The organism is Hirschia sp. (genome assembly GCF_058892565.1).
The window spans coordinates 47,761-73,116 of sequence record NZ_JBZXVU010000001.1 but is presented as its reverse complement, the minus strand read 5'-3'; the positions used below and the strand labels follow the sequence as shown (position 1 = coordinate 73,116).

General features: G+C 44.0%; 26 protein-coding genes. 10 read left to right on the top strand and 16 right to left on the bottom strand.

Annotated features, from left to right (window positions below):
- Window positions 1-118 precede the first annotated feature (118 nt).
- A complete protein-coding gene (locus AC5EF3_RS00340; RefSeq protein ID WP_493546590.1) occupies window positions 119-1,078 on the bottom strand; it encodes a glycosyltransferase family 2 protein in 960 nt (319 codons plus the stop codon).
- 30 nt (window positions 1,079-1,108) lie between these two features.
- Window positions 1,109-2,353: an O-antigen ligase family protein gene (locus AC5EF3_RS00335; RefSeq protein WP_493546589.1), complete on the bottom strand. Its 1,245-nt coding sequence runs from the start codon at window positions 2,351-2,353 to the stop codon at window positions 1,109-1,111.
- A gap of 362 nt (window positions 2,354-2,715) precedes the next feature.
- Here AC5EF3_RS00335 and AC5EF3_RS00330 point away from each other — a divergent pair, with 362 nt between their 5' ends.
- Complete coding sequence (locus tag AC5EF3_RS00330) at window positions 2,716-3,645, top strand: glycoside hydrolase family 16 protein (protein ID WP_015827948.1); 930 nt, start codon at window positions 2,716-2,718, stop codon at window positions 3,643-3,645.
- 113 nt (window positions 3,646-3,758) lie between these two features.
- Here AC5EF3_RS00330 and AC5EF3_RS00325 read toward each other — a convergent pair whose 3' ends face one another.
- Window positions 3,759-4,790 (bottom strand): glycosyltransferase family 2 protein, encoded by a 1,032-nt coding sequence (locus AC5EF3_RS00325; protein WP_015827949.1) that lies wholly within the window; start codon window positions 4,788-4,790, stop codon window positions 3,759-3,761.
- 271 nt (window positions 4,791-5,061) lie between these two features.
- Between AC5EF3_RS00325 and AC5EF3_RS00320 the strand changes: the two genes are divergently transcribed.
- Both AC5EF3_RS00320 and AC5EF3_RS00315 read left to right on the top strand, forming a co-directional pair.
- On the top strand, window positions 5,062-5,982 hold the full coding sequence (locus tag AC5EF3_RS00320; RefSeq protein WP_493546588.1) for a ParA family protein: 921 nt from the start codon (window positions 5,062-5,064) through the stop codon (window positions 5,980-5,982).
- Window positions 5,961-6,329, top strand: a complete 369-nt coding sequence (locus AC5EF3_RS00315) for a hypothetical protein (RefSeq protein ID WP_041301538.1) — start codon at window positions 5,961-5,963, stop codon at window positions 6,327-6,329. Before AC5EF3_RS00320 ends, AC5EF3_RS00315 begins: the two co-directional genes overlap by 22 nt.
- 13 nt (window positions 6,330-6,342) lie before the next feature.
- Here the strand turns inward: AC5EF3_RS00315 and AC5EF3_RS00310 are convergent, their stop codons facing one another.
- Both AC5EF3_RS00310 and pgi read right to left on the bottom strand, forming a co-directional pair.
- On the bottom strand, window positions 6,343-6,744 hold the full coding sequence (locus AC5EF3_RS00310; protein WP_015827951.1) for a Fur family transcriptional regulator: 402 nt from the start codon (window positions 6,742-6,744) through the stop codon (window positions 6,343-6,345).
- Window positions 6,745-6,875: 131 nt separating this feature from the next.
- The gene (gene pgi / locus AC5EF3_RS00305; protein ID WP_493546587.1) at window positions 6,876-8,450 is read right to left on the bottom strand and encodes a glucose-6-phosphate isomerase; all 1,575 of its coding nucleotides are present in this window, start codon (window positions 8,448-8,450) and stop codon (window positions 6,876-6,878) included.
- 140 nt (window positions 8,451-8,590) lie between these two features.
- Between pgi and AC5EF3_RS00300 the strand changes: the two genes are divergently transcribed.
- Window positions 8,591-9,130 (top strand): c-type cytochrome, encoded by a 540-nt coding sequence (locus AC5EF3_RS00300; protein ID WP_493546586.1) that lies wholly within the window; start codon window positions 8,591-8,593, stop codon window positions 9,128-9,130.
- Window positions 9,131-9,154: 24 nt separating this feature from the next.
- Here the strand turns inward: AC5EF3_RS00300 and AC5EF3_RS00295 are convergent, their stop codons facing one another.
- Window positions 9,155-9,859 (bottom strand): hypothetical protein, encoded by a 705-nt coding sequence (locus AC5EF3_RS00295; RefSeq protein WP_493546585.1) that lies wholly within the window; start codon window positions 9,857-9,859, stop codon window positions 9,155-9,157.
- A 229-nt stretch (window positions 9,860-10,088) separates the two neighbouring features.
- Here AC5EF3_RS00295 and AC5EF3_RS00290 point away from each other — a divergent pair, with 229 nt between their 5' ends.
- From AC5EF3_RS00290 to AC5EF3_RS00280, 3 genes are all read left to right on the top strand, one after another.
- Complete coding sequence (locus AC5EF3_RS00290) at window positions 10,089-10,862, top strand: NAD kinase (RefSeq protein ID WP_015827955.1); 774 nt, start codon at window positions 10,089-10,091, stop codon at window positions 10,860-10,862.
- Window positions 10,863-10,981: 119 nt separating this feature from the next.
- Window positions 10,982-11,497 (top strand): Hpt domain-containing protein, encoded by a 516-nt coding sequence (locus AC5EF3_RS00285; RefSeq protein WP_015827956.1) that lies wholly within the window; start codon window positions 10,982-10,984, stop codon window positions 11,495-11,497.
- Window positions 11,498-11,642: 145 nt separating this feature from the next.
- Window positions 11,643-12,341: a hypothetical protein gene (locus tag AC5EF3_RS00280; RefSeq protein WP_015827957.1), complete on the top strand. Its 699-nt coding sequence runs from the start codon at window positions 11,643-11,645 to the stop codon at window positions 12,339-12,341.
- 9 nt (window positions 12,342-12,350) lie between these two features.
- Here AC5EF3_RS00280 and spbR read toward each other — a convergent pair whose 3' ends face one another.
- Together spbR and AC5EF3_RS00270 are read right to left on the bottom strand one after the other, a co-directional pair.
- The gene (gene spbR / locus AC5EF3_RS00275) at window positions 12,351-13,499 is read right to left on the bottom strand and encodes a SpbR family protein (protein ID WP_015827958.1); all 1,149 of its coding nucleotides are present in this window, start codon (window positions 13,497-13,499) and stop codon (window positions 12,351-12,353) included.
- 85 nt (window positions 13,500-13,584) lie between these two features.
- A complete protein-coding gene (locus AC5EF3_RS00270) occupies window positions 13,585-14,433 on the bottom strand; it encodes a lysozyme family protein (RefSeq protein ID WP_493546584.1) in 849 nt (282 codons plus the stop codon).
- 172 nt (window positions 14,434-14,605) lie between these two features.
- Here AC5EF3_RS00270 and AC5EF3_RS00265 point away from each other — a divergent pair, with 172 nt between their 5' ends.
- Window positions 14,606-15,097, top strand: coding sequence for a response regulator (locus AC5EF3_RS00265; protein ID WP_015827960.1), 492 nt, complete (start codon window positions 14,606-14,608; stop codon window positions 15,095-15,097).
- Between the two features lie 7 nt (window positions 15,098-15,104).
- Here AC5EF3_RS00265 and AC5EF3_RS00260 read toward each other — a convergent pair whose 3' ends face one another.
- From AC5EF3_RS00260 to AC5EF3_RS00240, 5 genes are all read right to left on the bottom strand, one after another.
- Entirely contained in the window at window positions 15,105-16,286 is a 1,182-nt protein-coding gene (locus tag AC5EF3_RS00260; RefSeq protein ID WP_015827961.1) for an NAD(P)/FAD-dependent oxidoreductase, read from the bottom strand.
- A 144-nt stretch (window positions 16,287-16,430) separates the two neighbouring features.
- On the bottom strand, window positions 16,431-16,694 hold the full coding sequence (locus tag AC5EF3_RS00255) for a hypothetical protein (protein ID WP_015827962.1): 264 nt from the start codon (window positions 16,692-16,694) through the stop codon (window positions 16,431-16,433).
- 239 nt (window positions 16,695-16,933) lie between these two features.
- Complete coding sequence (locus AC5EF3_RS00250) at window positions 16,934-17,977, bottom strand: Leu/Phe/Val dehydrogenase (protein WP_493546583.1); 1,044 nt, start codon at window positions 17,975-17,977, stop codon at window positions 16,934-16,936.
- Between the two features lie 180 nt (window positions 17,978-18,157).
- Window positions 18,158-19,366, bottom strand: a complete 1,209-nt coding sequence (locus AC5EF3_RS00245) for a hypothetical protein (protein ID WP_493546582.1) — start codon at window positions 19,364-19,366, stop codon at window positions 18,158-18,160.
- A 130-nt stretch (window positions 19,367-19,496) separates the two neighbouring features.
- The gene (locus AC5EF3_RS00240; RefSeq protein ID WP_493546581.1) at window positions 19,497-20,423 is read right to left on the bottom strand and encodes an alpha/beta fold hydrolase; all 927 of its coding nucleotides are present in this window, start codon (window positions 20,421-20,423) and stop codon (window positions 19,497-19,499) included.
- A 202-nt stretch (window positions 20,424-20,625) separates the two neighbouring features.
- Here AC5EF3_RS00240 and AC5EF3_RS00235 point away from each other — a divergent pair, with 202 nt between their 5' ends.
- Both AC5EF3_RS00235 and AC5EF3_RS00230 read left to right on the top strand, forming a co-directional pair.
- The gene (locus AC5EF3_RS00235; protein ID WP_493546580.1) at window positions 20,626-22,368 is read left to right on the top strand and encodes a M28 family metallopeptidase; all 1,743 of its coding nucleotides are present in this window, start codon (window positions 20,626-20,628) and stop codon (window positions 22,366-22,368) included.
- A 323-nt stretch (window positions 22,369-22,691) separates the two neighbouring features.
- The gene (locus AC5EF3_RS00230) at window positions 22,692-22,901 is read left to right on the top strand and encodes a cold-shock protein (protein ID WP_015827967.1); all 210 of its coding nucleotides are present in this window, start codon (window positions 22,692-22,694) and stop codon (window positions 22,899-22,901) included.
- A gap of 76 nt (window positions 22,902-22,977) precedes the next feature.
- Here AC5EF3_RS00230 and AC5EF3_RS00225 read toward each other — a convergent pair whose 3' ends face one another.
- From AC5EF3_RS00225 to AC5EF3_RS00215, 3 genes are all read right to left on the bottom strand, one after another.
- Window positions 22,978-23,172, bottom strand: coding sequence for a hypothetical protein (locus AC5EF3_RS00225; protein WP_493546579.1), 195 nt, complete (start codon window positions 23,170-23,172; stop codon window positions 22,978-22,980).
- Between the two features lie 79 nt (window positions 23,173-23,251).
- Window positions 23,252-25,090, bottom strand: a complete 1,839-nt coding sequence (gene feoB / locus AC5EF3_RS00220) for a ferrous iron transporter B (RefSeq protein WP_493546578.1) — start codon at window positions 25,088-25,090, stop codon at window positions 23,252-23,254.
- Window positions 25,087-25,338 carry a FeoA family protein gene (locus AC5EF3_RS00215; RefSeq protein WP_015827970.1) on the bottom strand — a complete coding sequence of 84 codons (252 nt, stop codon included), beginning with the start codon at window positions 25,336-25,338 and terminating at the stop codon, window positions 25,087-25,089. Before AC5EF3_RS00215 ends, feoB begins: the two co-directional genes overlap by 4 nt.
- Window positions 25,339-25,356: the final 18 nt, after the last annotated feature.

Below are 25,356 nucleotides of genomic sequence, written 5' to 3'. Positions count from 1 at the left end.
CAAAGATGAAACTTTCCTAATGCATTTTTAAGTTTGAATTCAATCTATGCTAGGCTAGCTTCCTCAAAATCTAATTTTAGTGATATGTATTAACCATTCTGCACTTGTACAAATAAAATTATTTCGTGATCAGAACTTTTTCTTTTAAGATTTGCGAAAACTGCCCCAAAACAAACGGAAAAGCATCTATACGTGGAAGAAGTACACGCAGCACCCCAATAAAGTGTTTCATTTTCAAACATTCAACTATCTGTTGAAAAACGTGGGTGTGCTCCAACCTCAAACGATAGCGTTTTACTGCTTTTTCTTCTGCTTTGGAGAGTTTTCCAGCGTGCCTGACATCAAACCGCTGTGCAGCATCCACTAACTTCGCTGTTAATTCACTTGTTAAGCGATGAGAAATCGAACCTTCCTCAACTTGATAGGCATAGCCAACAAACGGATCGTAAACCATTTTTGCTCCCCCTACCAAAAGATCGGTAACGAGGTAATAGTCTTCAGAATTACGAAGCGTTTCATCATAAGATACATCTAGTTTTTCTAAGCTTGTTGCTCGAAACAAAGGTTTCAAATATCCAAGAGCCGCCGCACCTGACATCATGATGTTCGAACTAACATATTGCTCAAGCCCTATGATGTGACGTTGTTGATATTCCGCATTCTCCAAAAAATTCCCTGTATCGATCTTCTGCCCTGCCGCATTAACACGCATCATGTTATCAACAATTATGTCTGCATTTTCTTGGTCGCCAACCTGTACAAGTTTATCCAATCTATCTGGCAAGAAAGCATCATCAGAATCGAGAACAGCAATGAAACGCCCTTTGGCCATTTCAATTGCTTTATTTCGCGCTTTAGACGGACCACCATTCATATCTAATTTAAACACACGAATACGCTTATCGCTTAATGCAAGCTGTTGAACTGTTGCATATGTTTCATCAGGAGACGCATCATCTACAACAATAACCTCTAACGAAACATTCTGTTGAGACAACGCTGATTCAATTGCATCCTGAATATAATCTTGTGCATTCCAGGCAGCTATTATTACGCTCACATCAATTGGATGGGTCATGCCTTAAAGTCTCACCGAGTAAAAATGAATTCAATTTTTTGCGTACGGGCTAGACGTAGAAATTGGCACTAAAACAGTTTTTGAGGCCATCATACTCAAGCCTGCTATAAAAATAGTCGCCTTACTTATATCGAAAACATTATACAGCTCAGATTCTGTCAAAGAGCGCGCAATAGCGAGAACAACAACAATTGCAAAGAAAGCCGAGGAAATATCCTGATAGCGGAAAAAATTACTAAAAGCCCGCCAAACACAGAAAGTCAGTGGCATTAAAAATAAGACCAGCCCAACATATCCAAGGTGAACTATAATCTCGATGTATGAATTGTGGAAAGAGAAACGCGTTCCCTCTTCTTTATAAAAATACTCCAACCAATTCTCGGCATCTCCACGACCAATTTGCCAGAAACCTTCAGCACCCAATCCCATAACGGGATTTTTAGGGATAAGGTCTTTAGACGCGAACTCCCACAATTCGGTTCGACCGGTCAAAGTCGTGTCTTTACCCATCATGTCTAAGAATGCATTGATAGGACCATCAATAAAAACGGATAAGGCAATAATCAAAGCTGTTGTGAACAACAAAACGACAGCCAACATCAACAAGGTTGTTCCCGCCTGAACGCGCGTCAACGTCTTCCATATTGTTCCCACAAACGTCATAACCATGAACGCTAAAACTGCCAATACGATAGATGTCACAGATTCAACGAGGAAAATACTTACCAAACATAATGGGAGAAACATAGCGGCTGACACTTTTTCCCACACGTATGTTCTTGCTTCATATATCATAAATAAAGACGCAAGAAACATGAACAACATACGCGTCGCAAGGAAGTTTTTTTCAGCAAAACCAACCGGCATACTATGCGACCCTAAATTTGGGAGAAATGCGATCACAATCAAAGCGACGGGTATATACGCGTAGTAAATTGCTCTAATTATTTGTAGCGGCGATAGACGCATAGCAATGTATATAAGGAGTGTCACATCCAACACATGCATAATGCCGAACTTCATTGCCGTTCCACTATTAGGTGACCACAAAACGGAAAACAGCACCCAAGCAGGAAACAAAAAGAAGAACCACAAATGCCTGAGATAGGGAGTTAGAAACTCTCGATTAAGTCCAATGCTCACTATCATGCCAAGAAGACAGAGATATCGAAGCGCTCCCATACCCGGCAAATCAATAGATGTTGCAAAAAACCAGACAGCAGCAAGCGCGATCTCCCATCCAGCGCCCTCAAAAGGCACGCGTACAGGCATCATTTTGTAGTCTAGAGGTCCCTGTTCGGAATTTTTTTCGTTTGCCAATGGGCTCAATATCACGACTTAAATCCTCTATCGACTTTTTGGATTTCCATCCAGAACGCGGCAAACTGGTAGATATAACGTCTAAAGCCCATACCACAACAGACCTTAAGAAACGAATACTCTCAAATGACAACATTCATTTAAACACTCTACTTTTATCATGATTTCTCAAAGCAAAAACCAGACCAACGGTATTTGACCACTAATCTCAGTCGGAAACTTGGAAAACTTTGAATTCAACTGTACATTAGGTCTGAGAATTGCATCTAATTGTGTCTACGTTTAACTCTGCTCACATATTTCTCAGGGGACTAAGAATGGGATATTTTTCTCGACTCGCACTATCAGGATATCCTTCTTTAATCCGAACAGCCATTTTGGCAGCTGCAGGGGTCTCCATTGCTATGGGCTCCCACATCATAAAAGCCAATGCGGATTCATATTCGGAGCAAGAGCATTATTCCAATCCAAATAATCGGAAACTGTTAGACTCATTTGTGTCCACATTTGAGAATGGTCACAATTATAGACATTGGTATATTTCGGATTTTATCGTTCAGGATGAATTTTTTCAAAATGCTTGGTCCGCAGATAATGTATTATTTATGGACTCGGGTGATGTCGCATTAAGTTTGACTCACCAATCGAGAGGCAAGAAAAAATACACTGGTGCTGAATATCAGAAAACTGGTTGGTCACAATACGGTCGTTATGAAGCTGTGATGATGTCAGCCAAAGGGTCAGGGGTAATAACCGGATTTTTCACGCATACTGGTTCTTATTTCAAAGACCCTCATGATGAGATTGATTTTGAATTTTTGGGAAAAAACTCTGATGAAGTTCAATTCAATATTTACCGCGATGGAAAGCCTATGGGCGGCGAAACAATAAAACTAGGATATGATGCTAGCGAAGAATTTCATCTCTATGCTTTTGAATGGACACCTTCTCGCATCACATGGTTCATCGACAATGAAAAAGTGTTTGAAGCAACAGATAAAGATTTTGATATCCCTGATGCACCTCAACGCTTGATCGCCCAGATTTGGACAGGCAATATCTATGAATGGCACGGAAAACCCAAATTTGATGATGGTGTAAGTGCTGTCGTTCGCTGTATTTCGTACACCACCTTAGACGATAATGAATCGTCTAAATGCTCAGATTCTCCTGAATTGCTAGACATGTCAGCCAGTGATCTTGCCGCCAGAAAAGAAAACATAAAGCAGGCTTCTATATCAAACTGACAACAATTCTTTCAAATTAAAAAACAAAAGCCAGTAAATTCCCATTTACTGGCTTTTGTGCGTCTAGAGGTAGGCAAAACCAATATGTTTCCAAAAAAGTCTGCCATGCCTTTCTATTTGGAGGTTGGCACGAAAAAATAGCCCTTAATAAAACCTAACGCCCAGCTATTGTGCATTGCTCCCAGAGCAAAAGCGGCATTAAAGCCCGAAACTTTCTTCAAACTCTTGATCCCCATACACCCAACGATAAAAAGCGCACCAAGATACGCAAGCGGAGCAAGTGTAAATACAGCCAGAAACGGCATGGCTTTTAATAAGCCTGTAAGCGCAAGCAGAACGAACAAGGCCGCGCTACCAAACATCAAAGCTAAATTAATTATCGGGATAGCCTGGCGAAGTTTAGGTGCTGATCCATGCTTTTTCATGTTCATCGCGCGCCCACGACCATATTTGAAATACTGCTTCCATACACCTCTAAAAGTGGGTCGAGGCATATATTTTATACGAGATTCCGCATCCATATAAATTTTGTATCCCGCTTGCGTGACACGATAATCATATTCAGCATCCTCATTGTGAGAGAAGTTTTCATCATACCCCCCAATTTCTTTGAATATGGCCAAATCAAATGCTGCATGATGTCCGTGATCCACATAACCCGAACCGGTGCCGCCACGATGCGCCGAACCTCCACTACCAAAAGGCTTATCAACCACCCACGCATTCGCTTCTTGAAATCCTGTTGTTCCAACAGCATCCATAGGTACAACGACAGATGCCGCACCAATTTCCTTTAATTTAGCAGCTGTTTTCAACACGAAATTTTCTGGATAAATAGAATGCGCATCACAACGCACCATAATGGTGCATGAAACCGCCGCATTTTCTGCTGCTAAGTTCAATGCAGCTGATTGTAGTTTTTTCTCATTGTGTAGATATGAGAGATTTGGAAACTCTTGCATAAGCGTTTCTACAATCTGAACCGTGTTGTCAGTACTCCCCCCATCTACCACAATGAATTGCACTTCGCGCAACAAAGTATCACCAATCATTAGAGACTTTAGACACTCTTCAATATAATTTTCTTCATTCAAAGTCGGAATAACTGCAACAATTTGTTGAGCTAGATCTTGTGAATAGGTCAAAATATATCAATCTCCGTTGAACGACTGCATATACAGTGTCAGGCCGTACTCTGTCATGGAAAGCAATTTAAACACCAATTGCTTATAGAAAAATCAAACTAGCAAATGTCTACGTGTCTCTTATCTATTTGAAGTAAATAAAAACACATGAAATTTGAGCTTTGGACTGGAAACAAAGCAGTATATTGGTCATAATCACCTTGTCCGGCTAATAAGTTTTCCAATTCTGATAGCCCACCTAAAAGTGATAAACTGAGGAAGTTTTTACGACATGACAGCGACCATCGCAGCTATTGCAAATCTTAAAGGCGGCGTTGGTAAATCTACAACCACAGTGATGTTAGCTGATGGTCTATCCTATTTCTATGGACTCAATGTTTGTGTCGTTGATCTTGATGCACAGGCAAACTCAAGCCAAATGCTACTCACCGAACGCGGTGTTCAGATGGCCTATGAGCAAGGCAAAGGTGCCACACACCTATTAAGCAGCTTCATAAAAGGCGAACCTGCCAATGTCGCAGAATTTATCGCTCCCAACGCTGTTACCTTGGAAGAATTGCGAATTGCAGAAGAAAACGACGAACGACTAGGCTGGATTTCAGCACTTCCGTCTCATCCCCACCTTCGCCTTCAAGAAATGGGGTTAGAAGAAACTTGGTATTCCCAAGCTGGAACACCGACCTCGCTTGCAGTAAAGCTCGCTGAACATTTCAAAAGCGGCTTTGATGCCCTGCGCGAATATTATGATGTTATTCTGCTGGACTGCCCCCCTCATTTGTCTCCACTATCACGTGCCGGTTTATCTCTAGCTGATGTTTTCGTCATGCCAACAATTGCAGACGCTGTCTCCACATGGGGCACAAAACAGTTTTCAGACTGGGTTGGAGCCAATATAGCCCCAGATCTACCAAAGCGAAACTTTGTGCTGATCACACGCTTTAGAAACACAGCTTATGCAAAACAAGTTGCAAGCGAATTACAAGATATTTACCTTAAGGATAGATGGTTTGGGCCAAAAATCCCTGAATCAGTGCACGTCCTAAATGCAATGGAACGTGCAGCTCCAGATAGTTATGACACATTTCGTGGTAAATATGGTGGCGTAAAAGGTGACGTTAAGAGACTTTCAGAACGTTTCACCGACTTTCTAAGCCAACGAACAGGACACAAATGGCAGAAGATGAGAGACTAGACGCAGTTGCATATCTTGATCGGTTTTTTGACGAACTGAGAGATGAAGTGCGGACCAACCCCAAATTCGCTGACCGACTTGTCAAAGCTATGGGTGGCAAAGTCGTGTTTGAAGATGCGACAAAAACAGACATCGCTAATCCATACATTCTTGTGGCCGACAGCAGCAAATCTGAATTTTATTCAGTATTTTCATCACTCAAGCAGTCGCAACTCAAGAAGATATTAAAAGACAACAATCTGGCGACTTCAGTTGATGTACGTGGAAAATCTGCAAGCCAATTGGTCGACATGCTATATGACCGCGCTTCACTGAAAGTTACGGAACGCAAATCAAGTTATTTTTAGAGGTAACTAAAGTTCAATCTATATGAACAATTAGGCTCCAACCTTTAATCTCACTCCCCTCAGGAGGCGTGGGAAGATTGGAGATTTCTAAATCATTTGATTCAATATCAATCAATTCACCAGTTGATACTTTCAGGAAATGGTGATGCTCAGATGTATTCGTATCGAACACAACACTTGCTCCACCAGCATCTATCTGACGAAGCAACCCGATTTCAACAAAACTATTTAGCGTGTTGTAAACACTCGCTAATGAAACAGAATTATTTGAACTTACCAATTCCTTGGCAACCCATTCAGCAGACACATGCCGCTGGACCCCATCCATCAGCAACAACTCTGCAACGGCAAGCCTTGGCCGTGTCAGCCGCATGCCGTTTTCTTCAAATAATCGAGAGAGCTTTTCCTGAGTCATATTCAATACTTAGTCAAACAGACATAGAACTGCAAGATGCTTGTGAAATATACCTTTTAAAGGGCAAATATCTGCCGAAACAAATATCCGGCAGATACACGCATATTTATGAGCTGGAATTAATCCAAAATCTAACGTCTTGCATCCTGCGTTTTCTTGATTAAGCGCATAGTCGTTGGGTCACGCTCTTTTGACGTTTCACCGGAAATTGCATTATCGATTTCTTCCGCCATAACTTTACCCAGCTCTACACCCCATTGATCAAACGGGTTGATACCAAGCAACATACCGTATGCAAAAGTGCGATGTTCATACATTGCGATTAGCGCGCCAACAGAGCGCGGTGTGATGTCTTCAAGTAAAAACATAGAAGAAGCACGACCACCATCCATATGCATGTGCGGTGCACGCATTCTGATGGTTTCTTCGTCAACGCCTTTTTCTCTTAATTGGGCTTCAGCTTCAGCTTCAGAACGCCCTACAAGAAATGCTTCTGCTTGCGCATAGGCGTTCGCTAGCAAGGATTGTCCATTCTTCTTATCGCCCTCTTTTACACCCGCATTTAAAGACACGACAAATTCAGCAGCTGACCTATCTATTCCCTGATGCAACAACTGATGGAAGGAGTGCTGCCCCAATGTGCCAACAGATCCCCAAGTAATCGGTGCAGTAATATCGGTTTTAACTCCCCGCCCCGAAGCAGCAGATTTTCCGTTCGATTCCATCTCTAATTGCTGCAAAAAGTCTGGAAGCTTTCTCAAGCGATGCGCGTATGCCAACACGACGCGAGATGCAGTCCCTCTTTGAGAATGCACATGATAATCCATCATAGCTAACTTGGCAGGCAGATTATCTTTTAGCGGAGCATCTCTGAAGTGGGCATCCATCTCAGCAGCCCCACCAAGAAATTCAGACCATATTTCTGACCCTAAAGCGATCATCAATGACAAACCCACCGACGACCATACTGAGTACCGTCCACCAACTGCTGAATCCATTGGAAAAATACGATCAGCTGGCGCTCCCCATGCTTGTGCAAGGTCTGGCGCGGAAGATACCGCCGCCATGTGATCATTTAAATTGTCTTCACCAAGCTCAGAGATCAACCATTGGCGAGCCAGTTGCGCGTTTGCTTGCGTTTCAGGTGTCTTGAATGATTTTGAAACCACTATAACCAGCGTCGATTTAGCATCCAAGCCCTCTGTTGCTTCAGCAAAATCAGCAGGGTCTACATTTGCACAAAATCGAATATTTGGACCTTTATGCCCTAAGGGACGTAAAGCATCCCAGATCAAGCGAGGCCCTAAGTCTGATCCACCAATGCCGATATGCAAAATTGTCTTTACTTCAAACCCAAGCGCACCTGAACTGACTTTATCAGCAAATTCACGGCATGCTTTAGCTTGTTCAGCAAATTCGGATGCCTTTGCTAGATGATCATTATTTCCACGAAGCGCCCAATGCAAAGCGGGACGGTTTTCTGATCCGTTTATAACCTCTCCAGCAAACAGCATTTGAATAGATTGTGTTAGTTCCTGGCTGCCAGCAAACTCCATAATTTCTGCTAGCGCTGCGCCAGAAAATGGTTGGCGAGTTACATCAGCTTCAATGTGAGGTCCCACCCAAACAAATTCATTTAGTCGCCCTTCTTCGCGAGCGATATCCTTTAGCGGCTGCGAATGGCTAGCGCCTATTGTATCTGTCATGACATTTTCCTTGCTTGCCAAGCTCTTTTCAAATGAATGTATTATTTCATCAAAAAAAGCATGTTTATCCGTTGGGTAGCTTTAATAGGTTTGATACACTTCTTTATTAAGCTGGTCACGTACTCAAGGAGCAAGTTTGTATGTTTAAAATCCACTTTTTCGCATTAGCAATGTTAGCGCCATCATTTTTGTTGGGATGTGGGGAAGAAAACACGAATACAGCAGCTCCACTACCTTCACAAAATGCTCTTTCATCCGAATCAAATGAGGATGAAACATCCACCTCCAATGACGTTGTCGACAACTCCTTAGTCACGCCGCCTGCTCAAAATGTTAAACTGGCGCAACTCCCCGCCCCATATAACACTGCTGACTACGATAAAGGGCGTCGGCAATATTCAACCTGCAAATCCTGCCACAACCTTATCGAAGGTGCAGGACATCGTGTTGGACCCAATTTGCACGGTGTTTTCGACCGAAAAATTGGACAAGCCGAAGGTTTCAAATATTCAAAAGCAATAGAAGCCGCAGATTTTCAATGGACTCCTGAACGCCTAGATCAATGGCTTGCTAATCCACGTAAATTCCTACCTGGAAACCGTATGACTTTTGCTGGGATTTCTAATGCAACCCAACGTGAAAACTTGATTGCTTATCTTATGGTTGAAACAGCCAAATAAATTTAAGCCCCAACTGTTTCAAAGCTAAAATTTTCGCCAGATAGACATGAAGGCACTATTTTCTTCAAAAGCACCGCTGATTTCCTTTCGAACACCAGCCCCCACAAAGCTCTTACCCACTTGACGGCTCAAGCCGACTTCCAGTTTCGTAAATTCTCGTCCGGGAAATTTTTCACCAAAAGCCTTTACCTGCACATCCCATTTCTCTGCTGGCTGAACTCCTATAACAACATCCGTCGTCACATGCTCACACCCTTGGCGCGCACCGACGGCTGTTTCAACAAATGCATAGGCAGGTTTATTGGCTAGTTTACTAGAATACCCTAACGCAGCTCCAACTTCCGCACCGAATCCACCGCATGATTGATCGTCCAGTCTTTCTCCCACAAAAACACTGGAGACTGCTGAAATATGCAAAGCGTCTTTCACCCAGACTTCACGACGAACCCCAATTTCACCCGATGTTCTATCATTGTAATTGTCTAGGACACGCCAAACTGTTTCAACCTTGCTGACCACAGTCCAATCAGAGGTCAAGCCATACTCTATATAAGAATCTTGTCGCCAGTTTTTGCCAAAATCACCATTTTCATAGCTAACATTTAGCGACTGATATCCAGTATCCTTTTCTAATGTCCACGCACTTGCATGCGCCACTGGCACCAAAAGAAACGACTTAAAACACCCCGCCACAACAGAGAATGCGCATACCCTACTTGAACTTTGCACCCCAATTCCCCCATAACACCCCAAGTATTGGAAATGTTGAGTGCAAATATTTGGAAAAACAAATACATTCCCCTTTTTTAACAGTGACTTCGCCTAATACTTGCAAAATATTGTCGCTAATGAGCTTGACGAAAGCAGCCATATATTCACCAATCAATTCAAAACCTTTTGGGAATGATTGCGTTGACTTAAACCAATCAAAGAAAGCGTTTAAAATGAGAATAAAAATATGAATGCAACATCACCGCGGATACATTTTATTGCGAGTGCAAGACCAGAAGCCAAAACAGCATTCGCAACACTCACGCGCAGATACGGCCAAAATGATATAGACAAAGCAGATGTCGTGGTCGCTTTAGGTGGTGATGGAACCATGCTTGAAGCTCTACACACTCGTTTTCATGATGATCTACCCGTCTATGGAATGCATCGAGGCTCTGTCGGCTTTCTTATGAACGACTATTCTGATGACAATTTAATAGAAAGGTTAGATTCAGCGGTTCGAGCGATCATCCACCCTTTGATTATGAAAGCCACGCTTATGAGTGGTGAAGAAGTTGTCTACCGTGCGATCAACGAAGTGTCACTCATCAGACAAACAGCCCAAGCCGCCAAATTGCGAATATTTGTAGATAACAAAGAACAATTAGATGTTTTGGCTTGTGATGGTGTACTGGTCGCGACTCCAGCAGGTTCAACAGCCTATAACCTCTCAGCCCACGGTCCAATTCTTCCAATCAGATCAAACCTGCTCGCACTTACGCCAATATCACCATTTCGACCTCGTCGTTGGCGCGGAGCATTGTTACGGCATGATGCAATCGTGCGGTTTGAAACAATTGATGGCGAGCATCGCTCAGTAGCAGCCACAGCTGACACCCAAGAAGTTCGCAATGTGAAAGTTGTAGAAGTGCGGGAAGACAGACAAACTTCGCTCACCCTCCTTTTTGATGAAGGGCAAGCTCTGGAAGATCGTATCCTTCAAGAGCAATTCGCATATTAAAAGGATATCACTCCAAACGTCTTGTTAACCTCTCTTCGCCTATGATTAATTGGATATGAAGTAAATTAACGGCTACTTTTCGCAGCCAATACTACAAATAGTAAGAAATGGATTTCACCATGGGCAAAGCTAAACCGATTGAGATTTTTACGCCTCCAAACGCGCTAAAGGCTAAAGTCGGCGGTAGTCTTTCTCCTATGGATCGCGGTGCCGTTGCAAAAGCAGATGCCGCACTTTCTAACCTTTCGACAGAATTCCAAAGCTGGATAGAAGATGAGCTCAATCGGCTAGAAGAGGCATGGGCATTATTCACATCTCAATCAGACAAAATTGTTGCAGTCACAAATGTACACGCCGTCGCCCACGACCTTAAGGGGTTAGCGAAGACATATGAATACCCTCTCGTTGGTCGCATGGCAGCTTCACTGTGCCGATTAACAAATGATGAGGTAGACCGCTCTAAGTCCCCAGAAAATCTAATTCGCGCACACATTGATGGTGTTCGTGCAGCTATTAAAGGGCGAATCAAAACAGAAGAACACCCTGTTGGATCCATTCTAGTAACTGAAATGGAAACCCAAGTAACTGATTTTGAAGAAAAAAATTCTATAATCACTGATACAGACCCATCATAGAAAATTCTTCAAGATTTAAATTACTTACAAATCCTAACAATATTTGTTTGATGTTCTTGGAAATTCATCTTCGCGGCTTCGCGGAGTATAAAAGTTAATCTGATAGCTTGTGCCCATAAATATATTATAAAATGGACCGAGCCGCATGACACTTGCCACACCTTTCAAAGTTATTGCGAATGATAATGATATTGCGACCACTCGCGAGTCAAAAATTCGTTTCGCGAAAATTCAAGATCTCAAGACAGGCGAGACCATTGGCATAGATGCCCAGATAGAATCCTCATTTGAAGAAACCGCTTTATTTGGTTTCGCATCAGGAAACCCACACCAACATTGCTCGGCTCGTTGGTTGGGAGAACAAATTGAGCGCGCAGGAAGACTCGCAACCGAGCAAAACATTCCCGAAAGACCAATTTCCATTATCGCACCATTGGCTGCCCTATCGCACCCAGATGCGCCTATGGCCGCAGAAGCCGGCGCTCGCAGAGCCAATATTTGCGTGCAGGAAATACGCATAGAATTCCCAGATGCTTCAATTTACGAAGCTGAAGACATCGCCCCAGCATATATTGAGAGCTTTTTTTCTCGCGGATTTAGAGTTGGAATAGACGCACGCCAGTCTTGGCGCAGTCCGTTTGGCGCATACTTAAGCTCAGTCATAGAAGCAGTTCGCCTGAACGCGGTTGCATTAGATGATGACGCACCATTTACAGCCGACAGAATCGAAAACGCTTACGGATCAGGTGCAATGCTATTTGCTGAAAATGCAAATTGGACCGATGCAGAACGCCTATCAAATATGGGTGTACGATACGCTGTAAATCCCAAATTGAATGGATAGTGAACCCAACTAAGCTAAACGCTTAGTCTTATCGCTATTCATTTCATCTAGGGAATCCAGCTTCTCTAACAAATATTCCAGATCGGCGCGTGGAATAGCTTGAAACTGTGTAAGCACACGCTCCGTCATACGCTTGCGGAACCGAGCTAAATCCCCTTCGCCACCATCCATAGTGTTTTCATGAAACACTTCGATTGCCAATTTGAAAGCTGGAAACATTCCATTTGGCAATCCGGCACGTTCGAAGATTGTTTTAAGCCCCAGATTCCCCGCATCATGAATCATCAGCCATGCTTTAGAGTGCGGCACGCCTGCAAGCTCGGCAAAAGCCCATTCGACAAAATTCATGTGACCAAGACACATAGCACGCATGATCAATGATGGCGTCATGCGTCCACTCAAGTTCAAATGCTGCACAAACGTCCCTGGATCAGATGTCTTTCCTGCTTGCTCAACAAGATCAAGCGTCGCACGCTCTCGCGCTCCAGATGCAATCTCTATTGCAAGCTGTGGCGGCAATTCATGATCATTGACTAAACGATCAAACAATTCACCACTCACAAGTGAAACCATTTTTTCTGCGATGTGAATAGGAATACTCGACCGCGAAATTATGGCGCTTTTGATGTCATCGTCATTTTCAAAGCGATTAATGGTTGTTTCATACGCACGATCCGAAAATGAAGCGCCTTCATTCAATGCCGCCGCCTCAACGGCGTCTTTATTTCCATGCTCAGCAATAACTTCAACAACAGCTTCAGAAACCTGATCCCGCTCAGCAATCGCAACTTGCTTTTCTGGAGACGATGCTAGCAATAATTCAATTAAGTCATCTTCTGATAATTTAGGCGAGTGCTTAAGTATTGGCGCAGCAACGCTTTCAATATCTCTTGCCAATCTCACAGCTAGATCACGTGGAAGGTTGGGTGAAGAGCGCAATGTTACGGCAAGTGTGCGACGCACAAGAGCTGCAGCATCCTCCGCAAGAATACGCATAATCTGGTCAGCATTCTCTCTATCTTTAGGAGAGAGCTTTGCCGTATCTATCCGTCGACATATTTTATGAGCGGCATTCGCGCGCGCTTCAGGAGTTGCCCCTTTTACAAGGCGACGAATATCATCTTGTGTAAGATTTGAACGCATAGTGGCGACGGACATGATTACTGTTACCCATAGTAAAATCGCGCTTCCAAAATTCCAACAAGCGCTTTAATACTTTGACCTTTTATTATTAACGAAGCTTTTACGTTACTATTGTTTTCGTAGCTCTTTCTTCGTCATTCTTATCTTTTTCGGCGATTTCGAAGTGTTTTTGCTGCAGATCAAGCAAAGTCATCACCATCCCCGTACTCAGTTCAGCACCTATTTTTAAAGTGCTAACAGGAGGCAAAGGTGCAGAACGAACAATACTTTGCTGCACATTTCGTATTTCAGAAAACACCTCAGATGTAGTATTTGGTTCTGGAACGTGCTGGCCGGTCAAATTGGAATAAACAGCTGCGACACTGCGAGCTTGACCATTTCTTTCATTAAAAATTGCTGGATTTGCACGCGCAGCAGCCGGAAATAAATCAGCAGCTTTTTGAGAAGATCCATTCTCAGTTGCTTTGATTAAATCAACTGCCCCTTTAGGACCCATAAAGTGTGCAACGTATAATTCTTGGCTTGTTGGTTCGCGCCCAATACCACGTTTTAAAATGGTCGCATTCTCATTGGCCAACTCACCTGCCATTATCGAGGCCATCATAGGATCTTCGCGCATAGCAAGAATGTCCGCCTTCTCAGAAGCGTCTGCCACACGCGCTTTGCCGCCTGAAACAGCGACAGCATCAGCGGCATGGGTTAAGCCATGCTTTTCACCATAGCGGTCGACCATTCTTAGCCATGTATCATCCGTAAACTGAAATAATCCGGTTGCAGACGAGGTCGTTGCCTTTGCACTTGCGTCCAATCCTGACTCTCTTTTGGCTGTCTTTAGAAGATAACCAAAATCGGCTCCCGTCTCACGTGCGGCTTTGCGAATAGCTGTCTGTGCATCCATAGGGGACGCGAGCTGGGAATTTGCTATTGAAGCTTTGGAAGTCGCATCCATAATAAATCTTACCTTTTACTTATAGATAAAATTATATCCTCAATATCAATCTTTGGTTAACAAAACGGGCAATTTACCCATCTCTTTCAGCTCATCTCCCGTCTGCCCCCTTTTCAAAAGGAAGAAACTAATATCTATACACCAACTAAGAATTTTATAGAGGTAATCTCTAATGGGTGATCTTAAAGCCGTAACCGTTTTAGTTGTTGATGACCATCAGAACATGCGCCAGATCTGGCTCACTGTTTTAAAAGGCTTTGGAATAAGAAAAATTGTACAAGCTAGTGATGCTGCCACTGCACTCGAAATATTAAGAGATCAACCTATCGACATTGCAGTCATTGATGTGATTATGCCCGATATTCTGGGAACAGAATTAGTCACCCTCATTAGACGCGCTGATGATAGCAAAAACAAACTACTGCCGATCATCATATGTACGGCTGATACGCGGCGGTCTGCGATTTACCAGCTTATAAATGCTGGTGCGGACGAAATACTCACAAAACCTGTCAGACCTGACGCGATCTGGCAAAGATTAGTATCAGTAGTCAATCACCGTCGCCAATTTTTAAAAACAGACACTTATTTTGGCCCAGACAGACGACGTGTCGATGATCCATCCTATAAAGGCAGAGATCGCCGAGAATCTGCATTTCTATAAAACAAATTCAGTTCGTAGAAAGATAGTTTTCTGTTTGAGCTTGGCTCTCAAATCTAGATGGTGCGAAACGCTGCTCCAGAGAAGACACACCTTCTTCTAAAATCAGGCGTTTTACAATATCACCAGTTAATGGCGACAGTAATATACCATTTCGATAATGCCCTGACGCTATGGCAATGCCTTCAACATTGCTCCACCCTATAGCAGGCGCATGGTCCGAAGTCCCCGGCCGCACACCAGCCCAACTCATCTTAATTTCAGCGGACCCCAGAACGGGACAAATTTCAGCCGCTGATTGGCGCAAAGATTCTATATCATTTGGATTCACGTTCTTATCGGCAACGCCCCACTCCGATGTTGCTCCAATCACAATTCGTGTGGACTTAGGCGCTATATAACCAGCCCCAAAACGCAAAACTTTAGAAGGTGCTCCATGCATAGGATCAACAGACAGCATTTGACCTTTCACGGGCACAATAACATCATTAGGCAGTAAGCGCGTAGCCTCACCATCGATCACAACAGAATCTCCCGAACTTACGCCGGCAGTCCAGACCAAATTATCAAACTCCCCCAAATGAGGCACACACCAAAAGCCATTCGAACGAGTAAGGTGAGTAATGGGAATATTGGGTATAACTTGAACCCCCGCATCCGCCAGAGCCGACATCAAAGCCCCTATTACAGACCAATTGTCGACTTGCTGATCAGTTGGCAGCAATAAAGCGCTTATTAAATTTTCTGATAGTGACGGATCAAGCTTTCTAGCTTTTTTTGCTGACAATCTTCGCACAGGTACGTTTCGAGTCAGACAAGCCTTCTCTAAAACATTTAAGCGCTCTTCTTGAACATCATTTGCTGCACAAGCTAGGGTCCCCATTCCCAAAAAGTCGATAGAAGTATCAGAATAAGCCTGCAGCCAAGGCGCAAAATCTCGCCAAATATCCGCAGCAGCCATACACAATTCAAACAAATCTTGATGTGCATTTGGCTCATGTGCCGCTTCATATGCAGGTGCCAACATCCCCGCAGCAGCCCAACTCGCACCAGTTGCCGGTTTTGATTTATCGACCAACACGACCTTAACACCAGATTGTGCCAATCTGAGCGCCACACACATTCCGACCAGTCCAGCCCCGACGACCAAAACGCGTTTTTTCTTAAGCTGATGAGAATCATAAAAAGTCATTTATCGGATATAGCGACTTCCCGTTTGATTTTCACCCCAATTCCCCTAACAAATGTATTGGACATAACAAAGAAACAATACGCACAGACGTTAAAGTATCTTTTCTATAGAACTGGGCGAAGACACAGAGTGCCCAACCTAGCTTTACGATGCAACTTTATCGGGTATAGCGCGCTGCGTTCTCCAGAATGTCAGGAATTTCGCAGCGTGAGATCTATTGTGAAATGTTATTTTTCTGCGCACTGCTGCGCCAGTGTGCTCAGTCGTCATCATGAAGTCCAACGCCTGAGAGCTATCCGCGCAATCAATTGTTTCTTCACACCATTTAGCAAATGCATCCAAGGCCATTGCCAGACGCACACCGTCTCTAGCCGCTTCACCCTCTAACTTAACCACCACTTTGGTCATTTATATCCCCACACTCTACTTATATAATTTGCCACCCCAACAAACTTTCAAAGTAAGTAGCTAGGACAATACGGCTCAAATCATTCCGTATCCAGACAATAAGCCTGACAAATGCAACATCTAAGCCAAATTCCCCAAATAGCGTAAATTTTAAGCACGATAGTTTTAAATGCTCAAACCAAAACCGCCCAACACTATAGTATTGGGCGGCAACTCTTGGATTCAAACGTTGATAAAGGCTAGCTGTGCGCAGCCGCAATACGCGCTTTAGCCAACTCAAGTGCGATTTCACTTGAAGGCCGCGCTTCTGATGAAGCCGTATCTAAAATTTGTCCCAGCGTCTGTGTAAGTGTTTCAACTTTGGACTTCACCCAAGGCAGACTGTACAAACCTGAAATTTCTGACGCGACATTAATAATGCCGCCGCCATTTATAACAAAATCAGGTGCATATAAAATTCCAGCCTGTCTAAGTTTCTCACCCATCTCATCAGTAGCAAGCTGATTGTTTGCACCGCCGGCAATAGCTTTCACCTTCAACCGCGCCAAAGTATTGTCATTAATAATGGCCCCTAGTGCATTGGGTGAAAACACATCAGCATCCGCATCATATATATCATCCGGCGCAACAATCACTGCCCCGGTTTTTTGCGATACTTGTTTCAAACTCTCTTTGTTGATGTCTGTAATTATTAGCTTTGCACCAGCCTTTGCCAGAAAATCACACACATATCCACCGACATGCCCGACACCCTGTACAGCGATACGAACGCCTTCCAGATTATCAACTTTCAAAGCACGCTTCGCAGTAGCTTCAATCCCTTTAAATACACCCAATGCAGTGATTGGTGATGGATCCCCTGAAGCTGAATCTCCATCATCGAGACCAGCTACGAAACGCGTTTGCTCAGAAACGTATTTCATATCATCCGGAGAGACGCCGACATCTTCGGCGCTCCAATAGCGACCATTTAGACTATCAATGGCTTGCCCAAAAGCTCGAAATAATTCTGGTGATTTTTGAGTTTTGCTATCGCCCCAGATAACTGCTTTCCCGCCACCCAAGGGCAAGTCTGCTATTGCATTCTTATAACTCATACCTTCGGACAAACGCAGAGCATCCCGCATGGCCGCTTCACTACTAGCATAATTCCACATTCGGCACCCTCCAGCAGCTGGCCCCAGTGCTGTCGAATGAATTGCAATAATCGCTTTCAGTCCCGTGTCTTTATCATAAAATTGATGAACACTCTCATGATTAGCAAAAGCTGCAGTATCAAACATAAAGGACTCCGGTCGTTAAACAGCCTATCAATGGCCAACTAATGGAGAGTTGATAAGCCCAATCAACCAGCTAGTGCAATGCCTGATTTAACAAACCTCACAACAACAAAAAGGAAAATATGCTGAAAACTTCTTAGATCCAGCCAATTTTATGCGGAAATAGTTGATTCAATAAATCAATTAACCAAACAAGTCATCGACAGCACTTTGATCGAGTTCTTCTTCTGGTTCCCCAGCATCTTCATTGACTTCTACTTCCCAACTTTCATCTTCGCCTTCATCGGCAGAAATCTGGGGTTCATTCATCAAACCATCAATCGTTTCAGATTCGACTTCTTCAGCAGGTGCAATTTCAGCTTCTGATTTTGAAAACAATTCAGCCTCAAGAGAGCTATTTGCTACACTAGGTGCTTCATCCAATTGCTCATCCGATAACGCCCCTGGTTTTTCAACTATCCAGATATCGACACGCAATTTCCCCGCTTCCAGTGCTTTGAGGCGTTTCCGCCAAGCAACAGCTTCCCATGAAACTTCTTGTAGCATAAGCGCCGCATCACGTCCGCCTATGCCTTCAGCAACGACATCTTCAAGCGCAGGCCCCAACCGAGCAAATGCAGCCTTTACAGAATCGATCACCATGCGGGTCACATCCACACGCCGAACAAATTTAAACCCTGTTGTCTCAAGCGTTTGCTGCAATACCTCACCATGCATCAATTGAGGCTCAGCCCAAGCTGAAGCAAATGCTGTCTGAGGATTAAAATCTGGGTTTGCAGAATAATCTAGTACGGCCCAACGGCCACCATCTCTGAGGGCACGATACACGCGAGAACAAAGTCCAGCTTTATGATCTACATATGTCAGTGCATCCACAGACAGCATGGACTTTAGTGACCCGTCTTCAAATCGGTTCATTCGATCCAAATCAGTGCTGGATACACGTGCATTTTCAGTCAGTTCGGAAGAGCGCTTAACACAAGGCTCTCTCCATTCAACAAGCTCAAGAGCTTCGCCGACGGATTCAGCTATCACATCGGTAGAAATGGCATCAACACCCAGCAAACCGATCTTCCCGATTCGCCCTTTGACGCGCCCCATAGCCTCTATGAGTATCGCGTCCAGCTCACCATCGCCCGGAACATACCGCCCTCGCCCCCACATCGTTTCCAATGCAGCAACCCGTGGTGTAGGTTTTGAAACTTTCTTTCCATCTTCTAACGGTTTGATCTTAAGAGACGAAACTTCTTTGCTATCTTGCTGCTTTTCTACCTTTTGTAGATATGCTTCGCGATCAAAATCTTTTCCATTCCACCATGCGCCGATGCGAGCTTTTAGCTCTGCACGACCTTCTGGTTCAGCAATAGAATTAAGTTGCTCGACGAGTTCCAAGACAGTTCAACCGTTCAAAATTACAATTATTCACCGATGAACTTAAATGCGTGTGGTTAATATTCGGATAGTCAGTTTGCTTGAATTCATCCTTTCAGCCAAGAAACCGCGCAAAAAACCAAAAGATTACCTACCTCCAAGGTAATTCTGGTGATTGCGAAGGTAATTGCGTTTTAGGATTGTTTGCAAAAGCAAGGATGTCATCCAGCACAATTTTACGATCAATATCTCTTAAAAGCATGTGATAGCCATGTTTATAATAAGCCGTTCTTACATGTTCGGGTAATTTGGGAGTGGTACGTTTCACACCATTATCAGGAATAATCTGGTCCTTTGCGCCATAGAGCAAAAGCGTTGGAATCTCGGATGGTAGTTTATTAGCAACTTTATGTGCTGCCTCCATCAGAGAAACCACACCATATACACTGTCTATTCTATTGGTCTTTTGAAAATAAGGATCTTCCCAGTGAACACGCAAAACTTCATTATTGTCTGTTGGTGTGATGGATTTGGTTACGATCTTTGGCGGTTTAACAATCCATGATGGCCTTATATGTGAGCTAATCCATAAGCTGAACCGGTATATAAAAGGATTAGTGCCCCAGCCACGCAAACCAGGACCGGATAAAATCAACATATCAGCATCAGGTTTATGATACGATGCAAATGCAGTCATACTCAACGCACCACCCATACTGACACCTAAAACCGCTATTTTCGCATCTGGGTGTCTGCGCCTCACCTCTTTGGTTGCGGTGAATAAGTCCCCCCTCATCACTTCTTCTTCCGGCCAAATACCAGAGTTGGGAGAGCGCCCAAAGCCGCGTTGATCATAGGCATAAGTTGTGATTCCTTGCTCGGCCCAATAAGGAGCAGACCAACGAAAAGCACCGGCATAATCATTCATGCCATGCACACCCAAAAACACAATTTCAGGCTCACCCAACTTACTTTCCCAAACACTCAGCCCAAGCCCAGCTCCATCTGATGCCACGAACAAATCTCTTTCAGGAAAAAACCGACCAATCTGATTTTCATGACTTTCTTGATTAGGCATCGTGATTCTTCCTTGTTGAACCGGCATACAGTTGGAAACCAAAATCAAGCAGAGCACCGCTGATATGCATTTTATCACCTTCACGTGAAGCACCTCATCCTATGCAACAAAAACAAGCGAAACATACAAAACGCAAAATTGCCCCTTGCTTACGTTCATTTGCGTTCTAAGCTTGCTGAAAATTCCAATGGAGCAAAATAATATGATCCGAAACGCCCTTACCACAGTTATCTCCACCGTGCTGCTATCAGCTACATTTGCGTGTGCACCGCCTTCAGAAAACGAAAGCACACCTTCAAGTGAAGCAAAACCATCTACCGCAGCTGTAGAGACAACCGAATTTATTATGCCAGCACTGGCAAGTGGCACGATACCAGAAATTTCGGAAAGTGATCTTTCACAACGGCTGGAAATTATTGCCTCCGATACATTTAAAGGCAGGGCACCGGGCACATTAGAAGGTGAAGCATCTGCGCAATGGGTTGCAGATGAAATGGCCCGTATAGGTCTAGAGCCAGCTGTTGATGGTTCATACTCTCAAACAGTAAAAATGAATGCACAGACAATTGACCTAGAAAATTCAAATTTAACTTTATCCATAGCTGGTGAAAGCGACGTGCTGGAACCCGGAAGTGATGCGGTATTCTGGACCAAACGCCAAACCGAAGGTCCAATTGATTTTGCAGATTCAGACCTAGTATTCGTAGGCTATGGCGTAAATGCTCCAGAATACGGCTGGAATGATTATGACGGCATCGACATGACTGGTAAAACAGCCGTTATTTTGATCAATGACCCGGGTTTTGAAACCGCAGACCCTGAATTGTTCAATGGTAAATCTATGACTTATTATGGTCGATGGACTTACAAATACGAGGAAGCAGCTCGCCAAGGTGCAGATGCCGCCATTATCATCCATGAAACAGCTCCGGCCGCTTATGGCTGGAATGTCGTTTCAGGTTCATGGTCTGGTGAGCAAGCAGATCTCGTGCGCGCTGGTGACGGGATGGACCGCATTCCAATGGAAGCTTGGATATCAAATGCATATGGTGAAAAACTATTTGCCCACATGGGGACCACTTATGCTGATATGAAAAAGGCAGCTTATACCAAAGGCTTTAAAGCCATACCAATGGATGGCATCAAAGCTTCTGGCTCAATCACACAAACTGTCACACGCAAAGAAAGTCAAAACATTGCAGGTGTCGTCAAAGGAAAAACAGCTCCAGACGAATACATGCTGTATATGGCTCACTGGGATCATTTAGGGGAAAAGAAGAACTTCGCGACCGATGATTCAATCCATAATGGCGCAATTGATAACGCCAGCGGCGTTAGTCTAATGCTAGAAATAGCTGAAGCATTTGCTGCGGGCGAACAACCAGATCGTTCAATTATATTTTTGGCTGTTACGCTGGAAGAAAGCGGATTGCTTGGATCAGCTTATTTTGCTGAAAACCCATTTATTCCACTAAATAAAATTGTGGCCGGTATAAATACGGATGCGATTTTCCCGCGCGGGCTAAGTAAGAATATGGAGATCATCGGGTCTGGGTCTTCAGAACTAGAAGATAGACTTGAAGATATACTGAAAACTCAAGACAGATATGTTAGCCCCGATTCAACACCGCAAAATGGTTATTTCTATCGCTCAGACCACATAAGCCTCGCAAAAAAAGGCGTGCCGGTTATTTATGCTGATGGAGGCGCTGATCTGGTTGAAGGCGGCGTTGAAGCTGGATTGAAATTTGCTGCCGAGTATACGGCAAATGACTACCACAAACCTTCTGATGAATATAACCCAGATTGGGATTTTGCAGGCGTTGCTCAAGATGCTCAAGCATTCCATGCGCTAGGGCTTGGAATAGCAAATTCTACCGATTGGCCAAACTGGTATGAAGGAAATGAATTCCGCGCCATTAGGGATGAATCTCTATCAAAATAAATAGCGTGGCGTTCACGTTAATTTATGGTATACAGGCGATGAACGTGAATTAACGTTCATCGCTTTATTCTTAACTCAAGAATAAAGTGTTCGGATCGAACTGCCCGGGGAAGCATATGTTCACGTCCACAACCGTGTTCATAAAACGCCGATCCGGACTTGAAAGAGCTCTTCGCAAGTATCCAACCTTGCCCCGAGTGGAAGGACTAAAGACTTGGCTTACAAGGACAGCACCCGCCGTCCATCTTCTGTCCCAGCAGGCGACCGCACTCTCTTCACCTACAATTTGGAAGACTTGAAACGCCTTCCCTAGGAGACTGAATATGACAACTGGTACAGTGAAATGGTTTAACGCAACTAAAGGCTATGGCTTTATAGCGCCTGATGATGGCGGTGCTGACGTGTTTGTACACGTCACTGCAGTTCAGCAAGCTGGTCTTGCAGGACTGGACGAAGGCCAAAAAGTAGAATTTGAACTCGTGACAGATCCAAAGCGCGGCAAAACATCTGCTGGCGATTTGAAATCTCTCTAGAGAGAATATGGCTCAAAGTCGCTCTTAATATTAAAGCCGGTTCCAGTAAGTGAGCCGGCTTTTTTTATGAATGAATTTATGCTGTAAAAACACCCGCCATAATCGCAAACGCAAACACAGCGACAACCCCAAGAATAGACAACACTAAAACAATAGGCATTCCTTTAGTTTCTTCACCTTGGCGTACTTCTTCAGCTGTCAGTTCATCAAATTTTGCTGCATCAGAATCTACAACGGGCTTTTCTTCTGGCTTATATGCTTGATTACTCATTTGCTTTCTCCTTACCTTAAATTAACGTGGCAAGGAGAAATTCGTTCCAATGCAAATTAAGTCAGCACAATTTACAGGCCTATAGGCCCGCTCCTTTTGCAACCCAATATGTGATACCGGAAACGGCATAGGCCAACCCAAACAAGTAAGCTGTCATCATTAACGTCCATTTCCATGAATTGGTTTCACGGCGCACAGTCGCAAGTGTTGCAAAACATTGCGGTGCATACACAAACCAAGCAAGAAATGCCAAAGCAGTTGGAAGAGACCAAGCATTCTGCAAGGCTGCTGATAGCCCCTCTGTATTCTCTTCTCCCCCTTCAATGGCATAGACTGTTCCCAGAACCGATACAGCCACTTCCCGTGCTGCCATTCCTGGGATCAGGGAAATCACCATTTCCAAGTTAAATCCTATTGGCGCAAAAATAGGCTCTATAACCGACCCAATCTTACCAGCAATAGATGTTCGCAATTCCGGCTCATCTCTCAATGGGAATGTTACTAATGCCCATAGAATAACTGATGTCGCAAAAATAATCGTTCCAGCACGCTTCAAGAAGGCCCAAACACGCGACCACAGCCCTAAGAAGAAGTCTCTCGGTTGCGGGACTTTATAAGTCGGCAATTCCATAATAAGTGGTTGAGATGGCCCTTTTGTAGCGGTCTTCTTAAGAACAAACGCAACAAGAATAGCACTCACAATGCCAGCCAAATAGAGGCCAAACATAACAAGGCCCTGCAATCGAATTGGTCCCCAAACTTGATCATTCGAGAAAAAAGCCCCAATAATCAATACATACACAGGAATACGCGCCGAACATGTCATCAATGGCGCAACCATTATCGTTGTAAGGCGATCCTTCTCATTCTCAATTGTCCTTGCCGCCATCACGCCAGGAATCGCACATGCAAATGATGATAAAAGCGGAATAAACGCGCGCCCATTCAGCCCGACCCGCATCATAGCCTCATCCATGACAAAGGCTGCACGCGCCATATATCCTGAAGCATCAAGAAGCAAGATGAAACAGAACAGAATGATAATTTGCGGAAGGAACACGACGACCGATCCCACACCCGCTATCACACCCTCAACGATAAGATCTTGAAATAACCCATCGGGGATAACCGCAGCAACACCACTCCCCAGCGCTTCAGCGCTGACTTCTATTAAGTCCATAAACGGGGTGGCCCAGCTAAACACGGCCTGAAACATAAAGAACAAGATAACAAAGAGCGTAACAATACCGCCGACAGGATGCAGCACGACCTTGTCTATATTCCGTGTCACTTTGTTCATAACTGGTTCAAACAAAACGACTTTATTTGCAATTGCACGCGCTTCTGACTGAAGTTGTTTTATATCTACCTTCTGTTGTGGTATTTGACTTTGTTGACTTTTTAAATTCTGAATCTGGTCATCGATGACTTTAAGCAGAGACTGACGACCAGCTGAACGCGTTGCTCTTGTTGTCACAACAGGAACACCCACTTCTTTCTCAAGTGCATCAATATCCAGCTTTACGCCGTCACGTTCAGCAAGATCAATCATGTTGAGCGCTAGAATGATTGGCTTTCCTAGCGTTTTCATCTGCAAAACAGTGTGAAGGTGTGTGCGAAGATGTGCGGCATCCACCACAACAACAAGTGCATCTGGTGGTGTTTTACCTTCAATATTGCCGGCAATTGCATCAACAGCCACGCGTTCATCCACTGAATGCGCCTCAAGACCATAAATCCCGGGCAAATCCATGACTTCGACATCAACACCAATAGGTGTTTTAAAATGCCCAGAACGCGTCTCAACAGTAACGCCGGAATAATTCGCTGTTTTGGCCAGACCACCGGTTAAACCGTTAAACAGGGTTGTTTTCCCTGAATTGGGAGCACCAACCAATGCAAGTTTTAATGAAGTCACGCAGCTGCCTTATTTTCTGGGATAATTTTAATAAGTGAAGCTTCACCTTTACGCAAAGCAATCATTGTACGATTCAGCCGAAAGGATAAAGGCGTGCCACCAAACAATCCTGTATACAGAAGTTCGACTTCATCGCCCTCTGCAAACCCAATTTCACGCAATTTCGAGACTGTAGACTGACCTGATTCATTTTCAGAAAAGCCAGCAACTCTTGCAACAGCACCTTTTTTCAACTCGTTCAGCGTCATATACACCACTCCAGAATA